18 protein-coding genes are annotated in these 16,928 nt (G+C 73.8%); 16 read left to right on the forward strand and 2 right to left on the reverse strand.

All coding sequences use genetic code 11. The annotated features are described in order from the left end of the window. Window positions 1-2: 2 nt before the first annotated feature. The 9 genes from O7602_RS10465 (at window position 3) to O7602_RS10505 (ending at window position 10,138) form a co-directional block, all read left to right on the forward strand. Window positions 3-1,268 (forward strand): lysine 2,3-aminomutase, encoded by a 1,266-nt coding sequence (locus O7602_RS10465; RefSeq protein WP_281588249.1) that lies wholly within the window; start codon window positions 3-5, stop codon window positions 1,266-1,268. Next, the gene (locus O7602_RS10470; RefSeq protein ID WP_281588251.1) at window positions 1,265-2,560 is read left to right on the forward strand and encodes an MFS transporter; all 1,296 of its coding nucleotides are present in this window, start codon (window positions 1,265-1,267) and stop codon (window positions 2,558-2,560) included. The genes O7602_RS10465 and O7602_RS10470 overlap by 4 nt, the downstream gene beginning before the upstream one ends. Window positions 2,561-2,690: 130 nt before the next feature. Beyond that, window positions 2,691-3,887 carry a S8/S53 family peptidase gene (locus O7602_RS10475; RefSeq protein ID WP_281588253.1) on the forward strand — a complete coding sequence of 399 codons (1,197 nt, stop codon included), beginning with the start codon at window positions 2,691-2,693 and terminating at the stop codon, window positions 3,885-3,887. Window positions 3,888-3,891: 4 nt separating this feature from the next. Next, the gene (locus O7602_RS10480; RefSeq protein WP_281588254.1) at window positions 3,892-4,482 is read left to right on the forward strand and encodes a sigma-70 family RNA polymerase sigma factor; all 591 of its coding nucleotides are present in this window, start codon (window positions 3,892-3,894) and stop codon (window positions 4,480-4,482) included. Continuing rightward, entirely contained in the window at window positions 4,479-4,967 is a 489-nt protein-coding gene (locus tag O7602_RS10485) for a hypothetical protein (protein WP_281588256.1), read from the forward strand. The genes O7602_RS10480 and O7602_RS10485 overlap by 4 nt, the downstream gene beginning before the upstream one ends. Window positions 4,968-5,019: 52 nt before the next feature. Next, a complete protein-coding gene (locus O7602_RS10490) occupies window positions 5,020-7,491 on the forward strand; it encodes a CHAT domain-containing protein (protein WP_281588257.1) in 2,472 nt (823 codons plus the stop codon). Window positions 7,492-7,555: 64 nt separating this feature from the next. Then, on the forward strand, window positions 7,556-8,515 hold the full coding sequence (locus O7602_RS10495) for a hypothetical protein (protein WP_281588259.1): 960 nt from the start codon (window positions 7,556-7,558) through the stop codon (window positions 8,513-8,515). A 113-nt stretch (window positions 8,516-8,628) separates the two neighbouring features. Further along, complete coding sequence (locus O7602_RS10500; RefSeq protein WP_281588260.1) at window positions 8,629-8,862, forward strand: hypothetical protein; 234 nt, start codon at window positions 8,629-8,631, stop codon at window positions 8,860-8,862. Between the two features lie 91 nt (window positions 8,863-8,953). Next, window positions 8,954-10,138 carry a radical SAM protein gene (locus O7602_RS10505; protein WP_281588262.1) on the forward strand — a complete coding sequence of 395 codons (1,185 nt, stop codon included), beginning with the start codon at window positions 8,954-8,956 and terminating at the stop codon, window positions 10,136-10,138. 8 nt (window positions 10,139-10,146) lie between these two features. Here O7602_RS10505 and O7602_RS10510 read toward each other — a convergent pair whose 3' ends face one another. Further along, window positions 10,147-10,815, reverse strand: coding sequence for a lysophospholipid acyltransferase family protein (locus O7602_RS10510; protein WP_281588264.1), 669 nt, complete (start codon window positions 10,813-10,815; stop codon window positions 10,147-10,149). Then, entirely contained in the window at window positions 10,809-11,405 is a 597-nt protein-coding gene (locus tag O7602_RS10515; RefSeq protein ID WP_281588265.1) for a TetR/AcrR family transcriptional regulator, read from the reverse strand. The genes O7602_RS10510 and O7602_RS10515 overlap by 7 nt, the downstream gene beginning before the upstream one ends. 129 nt (window positions 11,406-11,534) lie before the next feature. Here O7602_RS10515 and O7602_RS10520 point away from each other — a divergent pair, with 129 nt between their 5' ends. The 7 genes from O7602_RS10520 to O7602_RS10550 all read left to right on the forward strand — a co-directional run bounded on the left by O7602_RS10520 (window position 11,535) and on the right by O7602_RS10550 (window position 16,924). Further along, window positions 11,535-12,578 (forward strand): aromatic ring-hydroxylating dioxygenase subunit alpha, encoded by a 1,044-nt coding sequence (locus tag O7602_RS10520; RefSeq protein ID WP_281588267.1) that lies wholly within the window; start codon window positions 11,535-11,537, stop codon window positions 12,576-12,578. Further along, the gene (locus O7602_RS10525) at window positions 12,575-12,781 is read left to right on the forward strand and encodes a hypothetical protein (protein ID WP_281588269.1); all 207 of its coding nucleotides are present in this window, start codon (window positions 12,575-12,577) and stop codon (window positions 12,779-12,781) included. Before O7602_RS10520 ends, O7602_RS10525 begins: the two co-directional genes overlap by 4 nt. After that, window positions 12,778-13,731 (forward strand): PDR/VanB family oxidoreductase, encoded by a 954-nt coding sequence (locus O7602_RS10530; RefSeq protein WP_281588271.1) that lies wholly within the window; start codon window positions 12,778-12,780, stop codon window positions 13,729-13,731. The genes O7602_RS10525 and O7602_RS10530 overlap by 4 nt, the downstream gene beginning before the upstream one ends. Window positions 13,732-13,761: 30 nt before the next feature. Continuing rightward, a complete protein-coding gene (locus tag O7602_RS10535; protein ID WP_281588273.1) occupies window positions 13,762-14,532 on the forward strand; it encodes an IclR family transcriptional regulator in 771 nt (256 codons plus the stop codon). A 76-nt stretch (window positions 14,533-14,608) separates the two neighbouring features. Continuing rightward, window positions 14,609-15,535, forward strand: coding sequence for an SDR family NAD(P)-dependent oxidoreductase (locus tag O7602_RS10540; protein WP_281588275.1), 927 nt, complete (start codon window positions 14,609-14,611; stop codon window positions 15,533-15,535). A gap of 37 nt (window positions 15,536-15,572) precedes the next feature. Further along, complete coding sequence (locus tag O7602_RS10545; protein WP_281588277.1) at window positions 15,573-16,454, forward strand: amidohydrolase family protein; 882 nt, start codon at window positions 15,573-15,575, stop codon at window positions 16,452-16,454. Window positions 16,455-16,471: 17 nt separating this feature from the next. Continuing rightward, entirely contained in the window at window positions 16,472-16,924 is a 453-nt protein-coding gene (locus tag O7602_RS10550; RefSeq protein WP_281588279.1) for a MaoC family dehydratase, read from the forward strand. Window positions 16,925-16,928: the final 4 nt, after the last annotated feature.

Consider the following 16,928-nt stretch of genomic DNA (forward strand, 5'->3'; position numbering starts at 1 on the left):
TGATGAAGGTCTACTCCCACGAACGCCTGGCGCGGCTCGCCGGCGCGCGGGGCATGCCCGAGGAGTACGTGCACGACCTGCGGGTCGTATCCTCGGTGCTGCCGTTCAAGGTCAACCAGTACGTCGTGGACGAACTCATCGACTGGTCGGCCGTCCCGGACGATCCCATCTTCCGGCTCACCTTCCCACACCGGGACATGCTGCCGCCGGAGCTCTACGACCACCTGTCGGCGCTGCACCTGTCCGCAGCCGATCCGGGGGTGATCCGGAAGGCGGCCCGGGACGCCCACGCGCGGCTCAACCCGAACCCGGGCGCCCAGTTGGAGGCCAACGTGCCCACCCACCGGGGACGCCGGCTGCTCGGCCTGCAACACAAGTACGCCGAGACCGTGCTCGTCTTCCCGTCGCAGGGGCAGACCTGCCACTCGTACTGCGGCTACTGCTTCCGCTGGGCCCAGTTCGTCGGTAACGCGGAGATCCGGCAGGCCGCCTCGGACGTCGCGGACGTCGCCGGATACCTCGCCGACCAGCCGGGCGTGACCGACGTCCTGTTCACCGGTGGCGACCCGATGATCATGAGCGCGGCGGTGCTGGACCGGTGGGTGTCCCCACTGCTCGACCCGGCGCTGGAGCGGATCCGCACGCTGCGCTTCGGCACCAAGGCGCTGTCGTACTGGCCGGCCCGGTTCACCACCGACCCGGACGCCGACGACCTGCTGCGCCTCTTCGAGCGGATCGTGGCCGGCGGTCGCCACGTCGCCGTGATGGCCCACTTCTCCCACCCCCGGGAGTTGGCCACCGACGAGGTGCGCCGGGCCATCGCCCGGATCCGGGCCACCGGCGCGGTGATCCGCACCCAGGCCCCGCTGATCGCGCACGTCAACGACCGGGCGGGGGACTGGGCGGCGATGTGGCAGCGGTCGGTGGAGCTGGGCATGGTCCCGTACTACATGTTCGTGGAGCGGGACACCGGCGCGCGCAGCTACTTCAGCGTGCCGCTGGAGCGGGCCTGGCAGGTCTACACCGACGCGGTCCGGTCGGTCTCCGGGCTGGCCCGCACCGCGCGCGGCCCGGTCATGTCGGCCGCGCCGGGCAAGGTGCTCGTCGACGGCGTGGCGCGGGTCGGCGGGGCCGACCTGTTCAGCCTGCGCATGCTCCAGGCCCGCGACGCGGGCGACGTGGGTCGGCAGTTCTTCGCCCGGTACGATCCGACCGCGGAATGGTTCGACGACCTGCGTCCCGCGCACGGCTCCTGGTGGCCGGCATGAGCGCCGCCACGCAGCCGGCCCCGACCACATCCGACGAGGAGCCGATGCCCACCGTCACCGATCCGCCGGTGCCGGGCGCCGAGCGCCCGGTCAGCCTCTGGCGCAACCGCGACTTCAACCTGCTCTGGATCAGCCAGTGCTTCTCCGACCTCGGCGCCGCCATGTCGAATCTGGCGATGCCGCTGCTGGTGCTCTTCCTCACCGGCTCGGCCGCCCAGGCCGGTCTGGTCGGCAGCGCGGGGCTGCTCACCACGCTCGCCTGCCGGTTGCCGGCCGGTGTGGTGGCCGACCGCTTCTCCCGCCGTACGCTGCTGGTGGCCTGTGACGTGATCCGGCTGGTGGTCTACCTGGCGCTTGCCGGCGCGGTGCTCGCCGGGATCGCCAACCTGCCGATGGTCCTGGTGGTCACCGTGATCGGCGCCGCCGCCAACGCGGTCTTCGGCACCGCGGAGCACGCCGCGGTGCGCAACCTCGTGCCGGGTGCGCAGTTGTCCACCGCCGTCGCGCGCAACGAGGCCCGCTCCTACGGCACCCAGCTCGCCGGGCCGCCGTTGGGTGGCCTGCTCTACGGGCTCGGCCGGTCCCTGCCGTTCGTCGGCAACGCGCTGTCCTATCTGCTCTCCCTGCTGGCGGTGCTGCTCATCCGCCGGCCGATGGAGCAGCCCCGCACCGAGCAGGCCCGGCAGTCCGGCGGCGCCGCGGTGGCCGAGGGCATCCGGTTCGTGCTGGCCAACCCGTTCCTGCGGGCGCTGCTGGTGATCGCGGCGCCGCTGAACATGGCCTTCACCGGGATGATCTTCACGATCATCGTGTCCCTTCAGCGCTCCGGCACCCCCTCGGTCCTGGTCGGCCTGGCCAGCACGATCTTCGGGCTGGGCGGCTTCCTGGGCGCGCTCGCCGCGCCGGCGGTGCAGCGCTGGCTGCGACTGCCCGCGCTGGTGATCGTGCTGTGCTGGGCCACCACCGTGTTGATGGCGAGCAGCGCGTTCGTGTCGACGAGCGTGCTGGCCGCGATGCCACTGGCGGCGGCGGTGTTCCTCGGCCCGACCGCCAACGCGGTGCTCTTCGGCTATCAGGCGGCGATCACCCCGGACCGGCTCCAGGGGCGGGTGGTGAGCGTCATCTTCCTGGCCGCCACCTCGGCCGCCGCGCTCGCGCCCGGCCTGGCGGGGCTGCTGCTGGCCCACTTGTCGGCCGCCGTGACGATGCTTGTCTTCGCCGGCCTGGTCGCGGTCTCGGCGGTCACCGCGACGCTGAGCAGCGGCATCAGGTCGATGAGCACAGTCGACTGACTCGGCAGAGGCCGGACGGGCGCGCCAGATACACGTCGAACGGTCAGTACGGACGTACCGGCCGGCCCTTGGCGGGGGTGGGGGAACGTGCTGGACTGAACGGGTGACCACCGTCCCACCGGGAGGTCAGGTGTCCCGTTTCCCGTACCGCCCCGACGTCGTGCTCGCGCCGGCGTGGGTGGCGGAGCGCCCCGAGACGATCGACCGGCTCAACGAGTTGCTGGCCGACGCGGGCTTCGGTCGTCCGCTGTCGCCGCCGGCCGCCCCTGCGCCCCCTGACGTCGCACTGATCGAGGTGCCCGTCCAGGGTGACCCGGTGGCCGTGGCCAGGGCCAGCCGCTGGCTGTCCGGCCGTGCCGAGGGCGTGCCCGAGTGCCTGCCCGACTACGAGTGCACGGCCGCCACCGTGGAGGACGGCGCCCGGCGGGAAGCCAACCTCTACCCCAACTACCGGGCTGGTGGGCGCAAGAGCGGCCACGGCACCGTCGCCTGGCTCCCGGCGCCCGACCACGTGATGCCACCGAAACCCCGACGCCGTCCGGACCGCGACTTCCCGGCCGGACGGCCCGTGGTGGCGCTGCTCGACACCGGGGTACGGGAGCACGACTGGCTGGTGGAGGCGGACGGCGAGCCGTGCTGGGAGGAGGCGGAGGGGTGGACGCCGCCGCGCGCCATTCCGGAGATCGCGGGTCAGGACGGTCGCGGCGACGAGAGCGACGAGGTGGATTTCGGCAGCCACTGGGGGCACGGCACGTTCCTCACCGGACTGATGCGGCTGGAAGCGCCCGACGCGAAGATCCTCTCGGTACGGGTGATGAGCGACGCCGGTCGGGTCAGCGACCTGAACGCGGCACACGCACTGAACTGGCTGGCCGACCGGGCCGGCGACGGCCGTCGGCTCGACGTGGTGCTGACCGCGTTCGGCCGTCCCGGCTCGGATGGGGACGAGGAGCTGAGACCGGTCCGGAAAGCACTGGAGCGGTTGGCGGACCTCGGCGTCCAGGTGGTCGCCTCGGCCGGCAACGGCGGCGCCGACGATCCGGTCTATCCGGCGGCGTTCGCGGCCGACCCGACGCTCACGGTGATCAGCGTCGGGGCCCGCTCCTCGCCGACCGTGCGGGCGCCCTACAGCAATCACGGGGTGTGGGTGAGCCGGTGGCACGAGGGCACCCATGCGGTGAGCACCATGCCGTTGGCCACGACCCCCGCCGCGACGGGGGGCGCGTACGCCTACTGGAGCGGCACGTCGTTCGCGGCGGCTAGGTGCGCGGGCCGGCTCGCCCACCGGTTGGCGCCGGCGTCCGCGCCCGTGCGGCTCCCGGAGTGACGTCGTGTCCACGGTGTCCGGAAGCCCGGTGGACCGCGCGACCCGGCTCGGCGAGTGCCTCGACCGGGCCCGGGCGGGCGACCGGGGCGCCCTCGACGAGGTGGTCCGGGAGCTCAACCCGTTGCTGTGGCGCGTCGCCCGCGCCCAGGGTCTGACCGCCGAGGAGGCCGCCGACGTCGTGCAGACGACCTGGCTGGAGCTGGTACGCGGACTGCACGCCATCCGGTCCTCGACGTCGCTCGCCGCGTGGCTGGTGACCACCACCCGCCGGGAAGCCTGGCGGGTGCGCGGGCTCGCGCAGCGGCAGGCCCCGCACCCCGCGGCGGACCTCGAATCCTCGCCCGACCCGGATCCCGGCCCGGTCGACGTGCTGCTGTCCGAGGAACGTGACCGGGCGCTGTGGCGGCACGTCGCGCGACTGCCGGAGCGGTGCCGGACGCTGCTGCGGATCGTCGCCCACGTCGATCGTCCCGACTACGCGGCGGTGGCCCAGGCGCTGGGCATGCCACGCGGCAGCATCGGACCGACCCGTGGCCGGTGCCTGGCGAAGCTGCGGGAGTTGCTGGCCGCCGACTCGACGTGGAGCCCCACATGACCGCCCCGCACTCCGCCGACCAGCCGCTCGACGACCTGGACCAGGCGATCCTGGACCAGTTGGCCGCGGTGCTCACCCGACTGGATCCGCCGCCCGCCGATCTCGACGACCGGGTGCGCCTCGTGCTGGACCTCGACGACGTCGACCGGGAGGTCGCCCGGCTGCGCGACGAGCACCTCGTCGGCACGGTCCGGGGCACCGAACGGAGCCGTACCCTGACGTTCGACTCGGAGAGCCGGACCGTGATGATCACGATCGTGGACCGGCCCGACGGCCTCGTACGGGTCGACGGCTGGCTCGCGCCCGGCGCCGCCGTGCGCGTCGAACTGCGGCACCCGGCTCCCGACCCGGCCCAGACCGTGGAGTCCGACGCGGAGGGGCGGTTCGTGCTGGACGGCGTGCCGCACGGCTTGGCGCAGCTCGTCGTGCACCCGGCGCCGGGCGAACACACGCCGCAGGTGGTCACGCCGGCCCTCGCCCTGTGACGTGGAGCCGGCCGTGCTCGCCCGCCGGGCAGCCCGCTGGCACGCGGCGGGCGTGGCTTCGAGCGACGCCGGCCAGCCGGGTCGGGCCGCCCGGGAACTGCGGGCGGGCCTGCGGTTGGCCAGGCACAACCCGGCCCTGCGCGAGGTCCACGTCCGGCTGCTGATCAGTCTCGCCTGGGCCGAGTCCGAACGGGGTCGGGTGGAGCTGGGCTTCCGGTTGCTCGACGAGGCCGAGGCGCTCGTGGCCGCGCCGCAGTGGCCGATCCTGCTCGGCCAGCGAGCCCTCCTGCTCAAGCGCAGCGGTCGCAACGCGGAGGCGTTGCGTCAGTACGACGCGGCCGTCGGCCTGTTGAACGACATGGCGCATCCGTCCGACCTGGTCAAGGCGCTCAACAACCGCAGCCTCGTGCACCTGGAGGCGGGCCACGTCCGGCTGGCCCGGGCCGACCTGCGACGTTGCGTCGAGATCGCCGCACGACACGGGTTCACCCTGCATGTGGCGATGGCGCGGACGAACCTGGGTTGTCTCGACGTGATCGCCGGTGACCTGCCCTCCGCGTTGCGCGCGTTCACCCTGTCCGACGCCGACTACCGGTCGCTCGCGCCGGGCCGGCTCGCGAACCTGGCCGTGGAACGGGCCCGCGCACTTGTCGCGGCCGGGCTCTACCGGGAGGCGGACCGGCAACTGGCTGATGCGGTGCAGCGGGCGACGCAGCAGCAGCTCGGACACACGTACGCCGATGCGCTCCAGGTCCGCGCGGAGGCGGCCCTGCTCGCCGGCGAGCCGATCGCTGCCGCCCGGTGGGCGTCGCGAGCCCGGGCCGCGTTCCTCGGCCGGGCCAACGTCCGCCGGGCCGCTCTCGCCGCGCTGCTCGAGCTGCGCGCCGACCAGGCGGCCGGCGCGGTCGACCAGGAGACGGTGTTACGGCGAGCCGGGGCGCTGGCCGGGCGGTTGACCCGGCTCGGGCTGACGGAGGACGCCCGGGTCGCCCACCTGGTCAAGATCCGGGCGTTGGTGTCCGCGGGACGACCGCGGCGGGCTGCGGAGCAGATCGGGCGACAGGCCGGACCACGGCGGACCGACCGGCTCGACACGCGCCTGCTCTGGCACCTGACCCGGGCGGAGGTGGCGGCCTCCGCCGGCCGGGCCGGTGAGGCTCGGCGGAGCCTGCTGGCCGGAGTGACCGCGCTGCACCGGTACCGCGCCCGGTTCGGCTGCGCCGATCTTCAGACGGGGGCCGCGGTGCACGGCCGCGACCTGGCCCGGGCCGGGCTTGCCGCGGCGTTGTCCGGTGGCTCGGCCAACGCCGTCTACCGGTGGTCCGAGCGCGTTCGGGCTCAGGCGCTGCTGCTGCCGCCGGTACGACCCCCCGATGACCCGATCGCCGCCGAGGCCCTGGAGGAACTGCGCCAGTTGCGGCACAGCCTCCGTGAGGCCGAACTCGCCGGCCGCCCGACGCGGAGCTTCCGCAGCCGGTCGGAGGAGCTCCAGCGGGTGATCCGGGAGCGGGCCTGGGCGACCCCGGGCCCTCGGGACGCGGTGCCCTCGGCGCCGGCGCCGCTTGCCGCCGTGACGGCGGAGCTGGCCGGCGCGGCGCTCGTGCTGTACGTGAACGCCGGGGACATCCTGCACGCGCTCGTGGTCACCGACCGGGCGGCCACGGTGGTGGCGCTCGGCCGGCGCGCCACGGCCGAGGAGGCGGTCCGGCGGTTGCGCGCCGACCTCGACGCGCAGGCGGGCCGCGCCATGCCCGGACGGCTGGCCGCGGTGGTCCGCGCCGCAACTCGACGGGATGCCGACCTGGTGGGCGCGACGGTGCTCGACCCGGTTCTTCCCCTGGTCGGCGATCGGGAACTGGTGGTGGTTCCGACCGGGATGCTGCTGACCACGCCGTGGCACACACTGCCGGCGTGCGCGTCCCGGCCGGTCACGGTGGCGCCGTCGGTCGCGGTCTGGTTGGCCGCCCGGCGTCGCCTGCACGCCGGCGCCCCCACCGGCGGCGCGGTGGTGGTGTCGGGTCCGGGTATCCACCGGGGTGAGGCGGAGGCCCGGGCCGTGGCATCGCTGCATCCGGGCGCGGTGGTGCTGACCGGAGCGGAGGCGACCCCGGCCGCGGCGCTCATCGCGCTGGCCGGCGCCCGCGTCGCCCACGTCGCCGCGCACGGACAGCACCAGACCGAGAACCCGTTGTTCTCCACGTTGGAGCTGACCGGCGGCCCGCTTATGGGTTACGACGTGCAGGGGCTGCGGGTCGCGCCGCGTACCGTCGTGCTGTCCTGTTGTGACCTGGGCCTGACCGACGTGCGGCACGGCGACGAGGCGCTCGGCATGCCGACCGCCCTGCTCGCCGCGGGCACCGCCACGGTCGTCGCGAGCGTCGCCCGGGTCGGCGACGAGGCGGCGACGGAGGCGATGGTGGCCTATCACCGCGCGGTCGGGGCGGGCCGGAGCCCGGCCGCGGCGCTGGCCGAGGCGGCAACCGGCGACCAGCCCTCGGCCTTCGTGTGTTTCGGCGCCGGCTGAGCCACGCGAGCCGGAGCGGGTCGGCCGCGGGTATCCAGTCGGCGGCTCCGTCCCCCATCCAGGCATGACTGACCACACCATGAGAAGGCTCCCACGCCGTGCGGCTCTCGCCGCCGGCCTCACCGTGCTCACGCTGGCAGCCAGCCCTCTGGCCGGGTGCCGGACGAACGGCGGCGCGTCCGGTGGCGGCGCCGCGAACGGCTCGGTCGCCGGCGCGGCCGACGGCCTCGCGAAGGTCGCCGGTGGCGGCTGCCCGGCGGCCGGCACCCGGACCGGCGGGCTGCTGCCGAAGCTGGGCGAGGAGGACTACACCTCGATCGAGAACCCCTGCCTGCCCTACACGGATCTGGTGAGCGAGGTGACGGGGCGGATCGTTCCCGGGCAGCGGGCCCAGGCCGGGCAGTTCCTCGACCACCTCGGCCGGTTCGCCGACCGGCTCGGTCAGGTCAACGACGCCGTCGAGTGCGCGTACCGGACGGACCGGCTGGCGGTGCGCATCTACCAGAGCCGGCGCGACTCGTGGGCCGTCGGCGTCGTGGCGGTCGTCCGGGGCCGCCTCGGCGCGGTCGCCGACACCACCGCCTGCTTCCTGATCCAGCAGATCCCACTCCTGGGCCTGGCCACCCAGGGCGACGGACCGCGCCGGGACGCTCCGGCGTACTGCTTCGACACCACCCACCAACGGCGGGGCGGCGAGGACTACACCATCATGTGGATCGGCTCGTCCTCGTTGACCTGCCGAGGGCTCCAGGAGGGCCTGGTCCCGGGCGACGGCCGGCTCGTCGCGGTGGCGGCCCGGACCGGTGCGTCCCTCCGCTCGGGTCCGGGCACCTCAGCCCGGGCGTTGCGACAGGTGCCCGGCGGCACGCTGGGCCGGATGACCTGCTACCGCCGCGGCGAAGCCGTCGACGGCGAGGACGCCTGGGCGCGGGCGACGGTCCTCGGCGACACGGGCTGGATCGCGGCGGCGTACCTGGACAGCTCCCTGCCGATCCGGAGCGCCCCCGTCTGCTCGGACGGTTGAGCGGCAGCCGGTCGGAACGGAATCCGGCGGCTCGGTATCTGGCGGCGGCCCCGCCGCCACACATGAGCAAGGCCGGCGGGAAGCCGTCCCAGCCGGGGAAGGGAGCAGGACCGATGTGTGTCATTCAGGTCGGTGCCGAGGATCTGGAGAACATCCTCGCCAGCCGAGGGCCGGACATCGCCGGTGAGGAGGCTGCCGCGTGCGGAGTCCAGGTCGGGACGCCGGAGCTGAGCCGGATCCTGGCCAACCGCAAGGCCGCGCCGCTCGCGGCCGAGGCGGCCTGCGGAATCCAGGTCGGCGCGCCGGAGAACGTCGCGTTGCCGCGCGACGCCGATCCGGCCGCCTAGCCGGACGCACCACTCGCGGGGCCCGCCGTCCGCCGCACGGCCGGCGGGCCCCACCACCGCGGTACCCCACAATCCGTACGGAAGGAAAGCCATGATCGGCACTCGCCTGGACGATGTTGACGCGCCGCGCCTGATCCGCGGCGCGTACGGCTGGTGGTTCATCGGGAACCAGACCTGGACTCTGCTGCGTCCGGAGTGTGTGGGGCCCGACGGGACGGTGGACGGCGACGCCGTCGGTTTCCTTCGCCGCGTCGGGGCGTTCCGGCCGCGCACGCCGACCTCGTTCTCCCTGACCGTGCTCACCACCACCACCTGCAACCTCGGCTGTGGTTACTGCTTCCAGAACACCGGACTGGACGAGACGGGTGGCGCACGGCCGCCGCGAATCGGGCGGGCCTGGCTTGACGACGACGTGATCGACCGCGTCATCGCGTTCACCCGCGACCGGATGCGTCGGTGCGAGATGGACCGCCTCTTCCTGCTGCTGTTCGGCGGTGAGCCGCTACTCAACCCGCGCGGCTGCCTCAACCTGCTGGACCGGGCCCGCACGATCGGCCTCGACAGGTGCGCGATGACGACGAACGGCGTGCTGCTGACGCCGAGGCTGGCGCGTGAGTTGTACGCGGCGGGTCTCCACGGCGCGCAGGTGACGTTCGACGGGAGCCGGGCGGACCACGACCGGATCCGGGTCAAGCGGTCCGGGGCGCCCACCTTCGACACCATCCTGCGCAACGTGGCCCGTGCGATCGAGGTGACCGGGCTCAACTGGAATCTGCGGGTCAATGTGTCGCACCACAACGTCGACCGGATCGGTGACCTGGTCGGTGAGTTGGCCGCCGACCTCATCCCCGACCGGTGCACGGTGACGTTCGCCTGGGTGGGTGACGCGGGCTTCGGCTACCGCAACACCATGCGGCATCTGGACGAGGTGAGCGACGCCTTCGTGAGCTGGAGCATCGCGGCGTTGGAGGCGGGGTTCCGGATGGCCCGGCCCGGGATGAGGACCACCTGCCAGATCTGCTCGGTGCCCGGAGGCCGCTACGGCGCGGTGGTCAACGCCGACGGCAAGCTCTTCAGTTGTTGGCAGTCGGCCGGGAAACCCGGCTTCGAGGTGGGTGACGTCGACGAGGGTTACCTGGACGTGGCAGGTGTCCCGGAGCGCTGGGTGACCTGCGGGTACGAGTACGAGCAACCCGACCGGGCACGGTTCGACTCGTTCCAGGACCGGGTGGACGGCCGGCTGTTGGACTACCTGCACACAACCGGTCGCCTGTGACCCGGATGTCATCCGACGGTCGGCGGATCGTTGTACCGGTCGGCGACCTCCTGGCCGGACAGTTTCTGGATGGCGGTCATGATCTCGTCGGTGACCGCCCGTCGGGCCTGCCCGCCGCTGCCGGCGGGCTGCCGGGTGAAGCGCAGCGGTGTGCCGAACCGCACGGTGATCCGCCCAGGTCTGGGCAGCCGGGCGCCGACGGGTTGGATCCGGTCGGTGCCGAGCAGGGCGACCGGGACCACCGGGGCGCCGGAGGCGAGCGCGAGCCAGGCGACGCCGGTCCGGCCGCGGTAGAGCCGCCCGTCGCGGGACCGGCTGCCCTCCGGGTGGATGCCGAAGGCGCGCCCGGCGGCGAGCACGTCGAGCGCCACCCGCAGCGACTCCTGCGCCGAGCGGTGGCCGCCCCGCTCCACCGGAATGGCGTCGATCCCGGTGAGGCAGGTCCGGGTCAGCCATCCCTTCACGCCGGGCTGCCGGAAATATTCGGCCTTGGCCAGGAAGGCGACCGGTCGGGGGGCCACCAGCGGGATCACCACACTGTCGAGGAAGGACAGGTGGTTGGCGGCCAGGATCACCGGCCCGTGCCTCGGCACGTTGTCCCGGCCTTCGACCGCCGGCCGGAAGGCGAGCCGGCCCAGCGGGGCCAGCAGCAGCCGCGTGCCGGTCTGCGTCAGCACGTGATCCTCCGATCGAGGTGGGCCGTCAGCGCGGCGCGCAGCAGCGGTTCGAGATCGTCGTCGCGCACCATGAGCTGGAGACTGCCCCACTGCCCGAGCTCGGCGATGCCGTGCAGGTTGGCCCAGAGCGCGCCGGCGACGACCTGTGGCGCGGGGGAGCCGGGCACCTCGGGCCGGGCCCGGGTGACGAGGTCGACCAGGACGCCGAAGAGTCCCTCGCTGGCCTCCCGCAGCCCGACGCCGTTGCCCCGGAGCAGGTCGTGCCGGAACATCAGCTCGAACATGCCGCGGTGGGTGCGCGCGAACGTCAGGTAGAGCCGGCCCAGGGCGAGCAGTTGCCGGTGTGGGTCGGCGTCACCCTGGCGGGCGAGCGTCTCGGCGACCTCGCGGCCGAGCTGTTGGTAGCCCTCCCGCGCGATGGCTGCCAGCAGAGCGAGGTGGGTCGGGAAGTAGCGGCGCGGCGCGCCGTGGGAGACCCCGGCCCGGCGGGCGATCGCGCGCAGCGTCAGCGCCTCGGCGCCCTCCCGGGCGAGCAGGTCCACGCCGGCGGAGACCAGGCGGGTGCGGAGGCTGCTGTCCGGCGGCGGCATAGACAGTGTCTACCACGGTGTGTAGACACTGTCTACCTTCCACTCAGTGAAAGCCCGGCTCCCGGTCGGGGCCGCCGCGCGGGAGGATCCGCGAACACATCGACGTTCGTCCGCGAGGAGGTCGACCGCATGGTGTTCGCGCGCAACCAGTGGTACGTGGCGGCCTACGGCAACGAGGTCGGGCGGGACCTGCTCGCCCGCACGGTGCTCGGTGAGCCGCTGGTGCTCTACCGCACCGGGGCCGGGGCGGCGGTGGCGCTCGCCGACCGGTGCGTGCACCGGCGCTACCCGCTGTCGGAGAGCCGGCTCGACGGCGACACGATCGTCTGCGGCTACCACGGCTTCACCTACGACCCGACCGGCGCGTGCGTCTTCGTACCGGGGCAGCAGCGCATCCCGCGTACCGCCCGGGTCCCGTCCTACCCGGTGGTGGAACAGGACTCGCTCGTCTGGGTGTGGATCGGCGACCGGGACCGGGCCGATCCGGCCGCGATTCCCCGCGCGCCGTGGCTTGCCGACCCGCGGTACGCGGTGGTGCGCGGGATGGCGCCGCTGAACGCGCGGTACGGCCTGCTCGTGGACAACCTCATGGACCTGTCCCACGAGACCTACCTGCACGGTGGCTACATCGGCACGCCCGAGGTGGCGAACACCCCGATCACCACCGAGGTCGACGACGAGCGGGGCGTCGTCCACGTGAGCCGGCACATGGACGACGCCGAGTGCCCGCCGTTCTACGCGCGCTCCACCGGGATCACCGGCCGGATCACCAGGTGGCAGGACATCGAGTACCACCCGCCCTGCCTCTATCTCCTGCACAGCCGGATCGCGCCGCAGGGCCACTACCCGCCCGCCGAGGGCGAGGACAGCGCGGCCTTCCACGCCGAGATCGTGTACGCCATCACCCCGTCGACGGAGCACACCACGTACGACTTCTGGGCGGTGGCGCGCGACTTCGCGATCGACGACGAGTCGGTGAGCGAGTATCTCCACCGGAGCAACCACACGGTGGTCATGCAGGATGTGGCGGCGCTCGACATCCTGGAGCGGGTGATCGCGGCCGAACCGGACCGGTACCAGGAGCTGAGCATCAACATCGACACCGGTGGCCTGGCCGCCCGGCGGCTGCTGGCCCGGCTGGTCGAGTCGGGGAAGGCGGGAGCGGCGCGGTGAGCGCCCGCCCCGGGGACCGGGTCTACCGGATCCACTGGATGCCCGGCACGGACGCCCTGCGCGGGGTCTGCCACTGCGGGGCCGAGCGCGTGGCCGAGGAGCCGGTCGAGCTGTGGGAGTGGCTGCTCGCCCACCCGCGCGGGCACCGGGGCGCGACCGCGCCGACGCCCGGGCCGGCGAGCCGGCCGGCGGTGCCGGTGTGACCGGGGCGGAGCAGGCCGGGGTCGAGCTGCTGGTCGCGGGCCGGGACCCGGTGGCGACCGGGGTCGTCGAGCTGCGCCTGTGCCGTCCGGGCGGTGGCGACCTGCCCGGGTGGACGCCGGGCGCGCACATCGACCTGGAGGTGGGCGCCGGGCTGCTCCGCCAGTACTCGCTCTGCGGCGACCCGGCGGACCGGTCCGCGCTGCGGATCGCCGTGCAGCGGGAACCGGACGGGCGCGGCGGCTCGCGGCTGGTGCACGAGCGGCTGACCGTCGGCGCGACGGTGCGGATGCGCGGGCCCCGCAACACCTTCCCGCTGGTCGCGGCGGCGCGTTACCTCTTCGTCGCCGGGGGCATCGGCATCACCCCGATCCGACCGATGGTCGCCGCCGCCGACGCCGCCGGCGCGGACTGGCGGCTGGTGTACGGGGGACGCAGCCGCGCCACCATGGCGTTCGCCACCGGCCTGCGGGAGCGGTACGGCGACCGGGTGAGCCTGCATCCGCGGGACGAGACCGGGTTGCTCGACCTGGCCGGGCTGCTCGGTCGACCCGACCCGGGGGTGGTCTACTGCTGCGGTCCGGAGTCGCTCGTCGACGCCGTGGCGGAGCACTGTCGCGGCTGGCCGCCGGGCCGCCTGCACGTCGAGCGCTTCTCGCCGGTGGCCGCCCCCGGCGGCGCGGAGACGGCCTTCGAGGTCGAGCTGGCCCGCTCCGGGCGGACCGTCACCGTGCCACCGGGCACGCCGATCCTGCGGGCGGTGGAGGAAGCCGGCGTGCCGGTCCTCTCGTCCTGCCGGGAGGGCACCTGCGGCACCTGCGAGACGCCGGTGCTCGCCGGCGTGCCGGAGCACCGCGACAGCCTGCTCACCGAGCAGGAACGCGCCGCCGGGGACACCATGATGATCTGTGTCTCCCGGGCCCGTACGCCCCGGCTCGTGCTGGAGCTGTGACCGGCCGGCGTGGACGGCGATGATGGCGGGGTGCGCGCGGAGCCGGGGCGGTCGGTCACCAGCAAGGTGCTGGCGCTGCTGGGCGCGTTCAGTCCGGCCGTGCCGGCGTTGACCCTGAGCGAGTTGGCCCGGCGCGCCGGGCTGCCGTTGCCCACGGCCCACCGGCGGGTGGCGGAACTCGTCGCGTGGGGGGCGTTGGAGCGTGGCGACGACGGGCGCTACCGGATCGGCCTGCGGTTGTGGGAGGTGGGTTCGCTCGCGCCGAGGGGCCTGGGGCTGCGGGAGCTGGCCCTGCCGGTGATGGAGGACCTGTACGAGGTGACCCACGAGAACGTCCAGCTCGCCGTCCGGCAGGACCTGGAGGTCGTCTTCATCGAACGCCTCGCCGGACGGGACGCGGTGCCGGTGCTCACCCGGGTGGGCGGTCGCTTCGCGTTGCACGCCACGGGCGTCGGGCTGGTCCTCCTCGCCCACGCGCCCGCCGAGGTCCAGGAGCAGGTGCTGGCCGCGCCGCTGGAGCGGTACACCGAACTGACCGTGACCGAGCCGGGTCGGCTGCGCCGCTGCCTCGCCGACGTGCGCCGGACGGGGTACGCGGTGAGCGACCGCCAGGTCACCATGGACGCCCTCTCGGTGGCCGCGCCGATCTCCGGCCCGCAGGGCGTGGCGGCGGCGATCTCGCTCGTGGTCGCGTACGACCGGGCGGATCCGGTGGCCCTGGCGCCACTGGTCCAGGCGGCGGGCCGGGCGCTGTCCCGGGCGCTCGGCGACTCCCGCCACGCCGGGCGGCCGGCGACATAGACATATTGCAAAACGTTGACGCCCGGCCAGAATTTGCATTACGTTGCCCCTGCGCGTGTCACCGGGAGGAGCACCCATGTCACTGGACGGCAAGGTCGCCATCGTCACCGGATCCGGCCGGGGCCTCGGCCTCGCCTACGCGCGGGAGCTGGCGCGGCGCGGCGCGGCGGTCGTGGTCAACGACGTCGACGAGCAGGCCGCCGCCGACGCCGTCGCCACCGTCCAGGCGGCCGGCGGACGGGCCGTCGCGGTGGTCGCACCGGTCGGCCCGACCGAGACCGCGAAGGAACTCGTCCGCACGGCGGTCGAGCACTTCGGGCGGCTGGACATCCTCGTCACCAACGCCGGCGTCCTGCGCGACACCATGCTGTGGAAGATGACCGACGACGACTTCGACACGGTCATCGAGGTGCACCTGCGCGGCACGTTCACCACCGTGCGCGAGGCGGTGCGGCACATGCGTCCCGCCGGTGCGGGCGGGCGGATCATCTGCGTCGGGTCGCCCACCGGGCAGCGGGGCAACATCGGGCAGACCAACTACGCGGCGGCCAAGGCGGGCATCGTCGGCATGGTCCGCACCTGGGCGCTCGAACTCGCGCGGGCCGGCATCACCGCCAACACCGTCGTACCGGTCGCCGCGACCGCGATGACCGCCACCGTTCCCTACTTCGCCGCGGCGGTGCGGGCCGAGGCGGACGGCGAGCCGATGCCGGCGTTCTTCCGGCGCGATCTCGGCTTCGGCACGGCGGACGACGTGGCCGGGCTGATCGCGTTCCTCGGCTCCGACGCGGCGGCCTCGGTGACCGGGCAGGTGATCGGCGTGGGCGGTGACCGGCTCCAGGTGTGGACCCACCCGGAGGCGGCGCTGACCGCCCACCGCGAGGGCGGCTGGACCTACGACGCCCTGGTCGAGGCGTGGCCGACGACCTTCGCCGGCGTCACCCAGAGCGTCGGGGAACACTTCCCGGAACTCCCCGCGGAGTTCGCGCCGGCGACCTCCTGACCCGGCCGACCGGCCCGCCCGACGGAGGTTGCCGCCCATGTACCGACCCGCGATCGACCTCGACACCGTCACGGCGATCGACATGCACGTGCACATCGAGGTCGACGACCACGGTCACGCCTCCCTGCCCGAGCCGCTCGTCGCGGCGGTGTCGAAGTATTTCCGCACGGACGGGCCCCGGCCGGCGGTGGACGCGGTGGCGCGGTACTACCGCGAGCGCGACATGGCCGCCGTCGTCTTCACCGTGGACGCGGGCACGCAGCTGAGGCATCCGCCGCTGTCGAGTGTCGACATCGCCCGCGCGGCGGCCGAGCACGCCGACGTGCTCATCCCCTTCGGCTCGGTCGACCCGCGCACCGGCGCGGCGGCCCTCGACCTCGCCGCCCGGCTGATCGAGGAGGAGGGCGTACGCGGCTTCAAGTTCCACCCCACGGTGCAGGGGTTCGACCCGAGCCACGACGAGTACGCGCCGCTGTGGGGTCTCCTCGAACGGGCCGGCGTCCCGGCGCTGTTCCACACCGGACAGACCGGGATCGGCGCGGGCCTCCCGGGCGGCTACGGCCTGCGGCTCGGCCTGTCCAACCCGATCCTGCTCGACCCGGTCGCGGCCGACTTCCCGGACCTTCAGATCATCATGGCGCACCCGTCGGTGCCGTGGCAGGACGAGGCGCTCTCGGTCGCCACGCACAAGCACAACACCTGGATCGACCTGTCCGGCTGGAGCCCGAAATACTTCCCGGCCGAGCTGGTGCGGCACGCGAACTCCCGGCTCCGGCAGCGGGTGCTCTTCGGCACCGACTACCCGTTGCTCACCCCCGACCGGTGGCTGCGCGACGTGGCCGCCACCGACCTGAAGCCGGACGTGCTCCCCGGCATCCTGAAGGACAACGCGGTCCGGCTGCTGGGCCTCGCCCGGTGACGACGAGAGGAAGCGCCATGACGACCACCATCGCCTACGACCAGCTGGCCGACCTGGCCGGCGCCGATCTCGGGCACACCGCCTACCGGACCGTCACCCAGGACCAGGTGGACCTGTTCGCCGACGCCACCGACGACCACCAGTGGATCCACGTCGACCCCGAGCGGGCCCGGAGCGGCCCGTTCGGCGCGCCGATCGCGCACGGCTTCCTCACCCTCTCGCTCGCCGTTCCCCTCTGGACCGAGCTGCTCGAGGTCAAGGGCGTGTCCACCAAGCTGAACTACGGCCTCGACCGGGTGCGCTTCCCGGCGCCGGTCGTGGTCGGCTCCCGGGTGCGCATGCGGGCCACAGTCGTCGAGGTCACCGAGGTCCGCGGCGGCTACCAGCTCGCCGTCGACCAGACCATCGAGATCGAGGGCGGGGAAAAGCCCGCGGTCGTCGCGCGCGGGCTGTACCGCTTCCACGCCTGAGCCG

This window comes from Micromonospora sp. WMMD1128, from assembly GCF_027497235.1.
Classification (GTDB): domain Bacteria; phylum Actinomycetota; class Actinomycetes; order Mycobacteriales; family Micromonosporaceae; genus Micromonospora.

Excerpts from the sequence above, each read along its gene's own strand:
- O7602_RS10470 (WP_281588251.1), top strand. The coding sequence starts at position 1,265 with ATGAGCGCCGCCACGCAGCCGGCCCCGACCACATCCGACGAGGAGCCG.
- O7602_RS10505 (WP_281588262.1), top strand. The coding sequence starts at position 8,954 with ATGATCGGCACTCGCCTGGACGATGTTGACGCGCCGCGCCTGATCCGC.
- O7602_RS10545 (WP_281588277.1), top strand. The coding sequence starts at position 15,573 with ATGTACCGACCCGCGATCGACCTCGACACCGTCACGGCGATCGACATG.
- O7602_RS10550 (WP_281588279.1), top strand. The coding sequence starts at position 16,472 with ATGACGACCACCATCGCCTACGACCAGCTGGCCGACCTGGCCGGCGCC.
- O7602_RS10485 (WP_281588256.1), top strand. The coding sequence starts at position 4,479 with ATGACCGCCCCGCACTCCGCCGACCAGCCGCTCGACGACCTGGACCAG.
- O7602_RS10540 (WP_281588275.1), top strand. The coding sequence starts at position 14,609 with ATGTCACTGGACGGCAAGGTCGCCATCGTCACCGGATCCGGCCGGGGC.
- O7602_RS10500 (WP_281588260.1), top strand. The coding sequence starts at position 8,629 with ATGTGTGTCATTCAGGTCGGTGCCGAGGATCTGGAGAACATCCTCGCC.
- O7602_RS10495 (WP_281588259.1), top strand. The coding sequence starts at position 7,556 with ATGACTGACCACACCATGAGAAGGCTCCCACGCCGTGCGGCTCTCGCC.
- O7602_RS10465 (WP_281588249.1), top strand. The coding sequence starts at position 3 with ATGAAGGTCTACTCCCACGAACGCCTGGCGCGGCTCGCCGGCGCGCGG.
- O7602_RS10515 (WP_281588265.1), bottom strand. The coding sequence starts at position 11,405 with ATGCCGCCGCCGGACAGCAGCCTCCGCACCCGCCTGGTCTCCGCCGGC.
- O7602_RS10520 (WP_281588267.1), top strand. The coding sequence starts at position 11,535 with ATGGTGTTCGCGCGCAACCAGTGGTACGTGGCGGCCTACGGCAACGAG.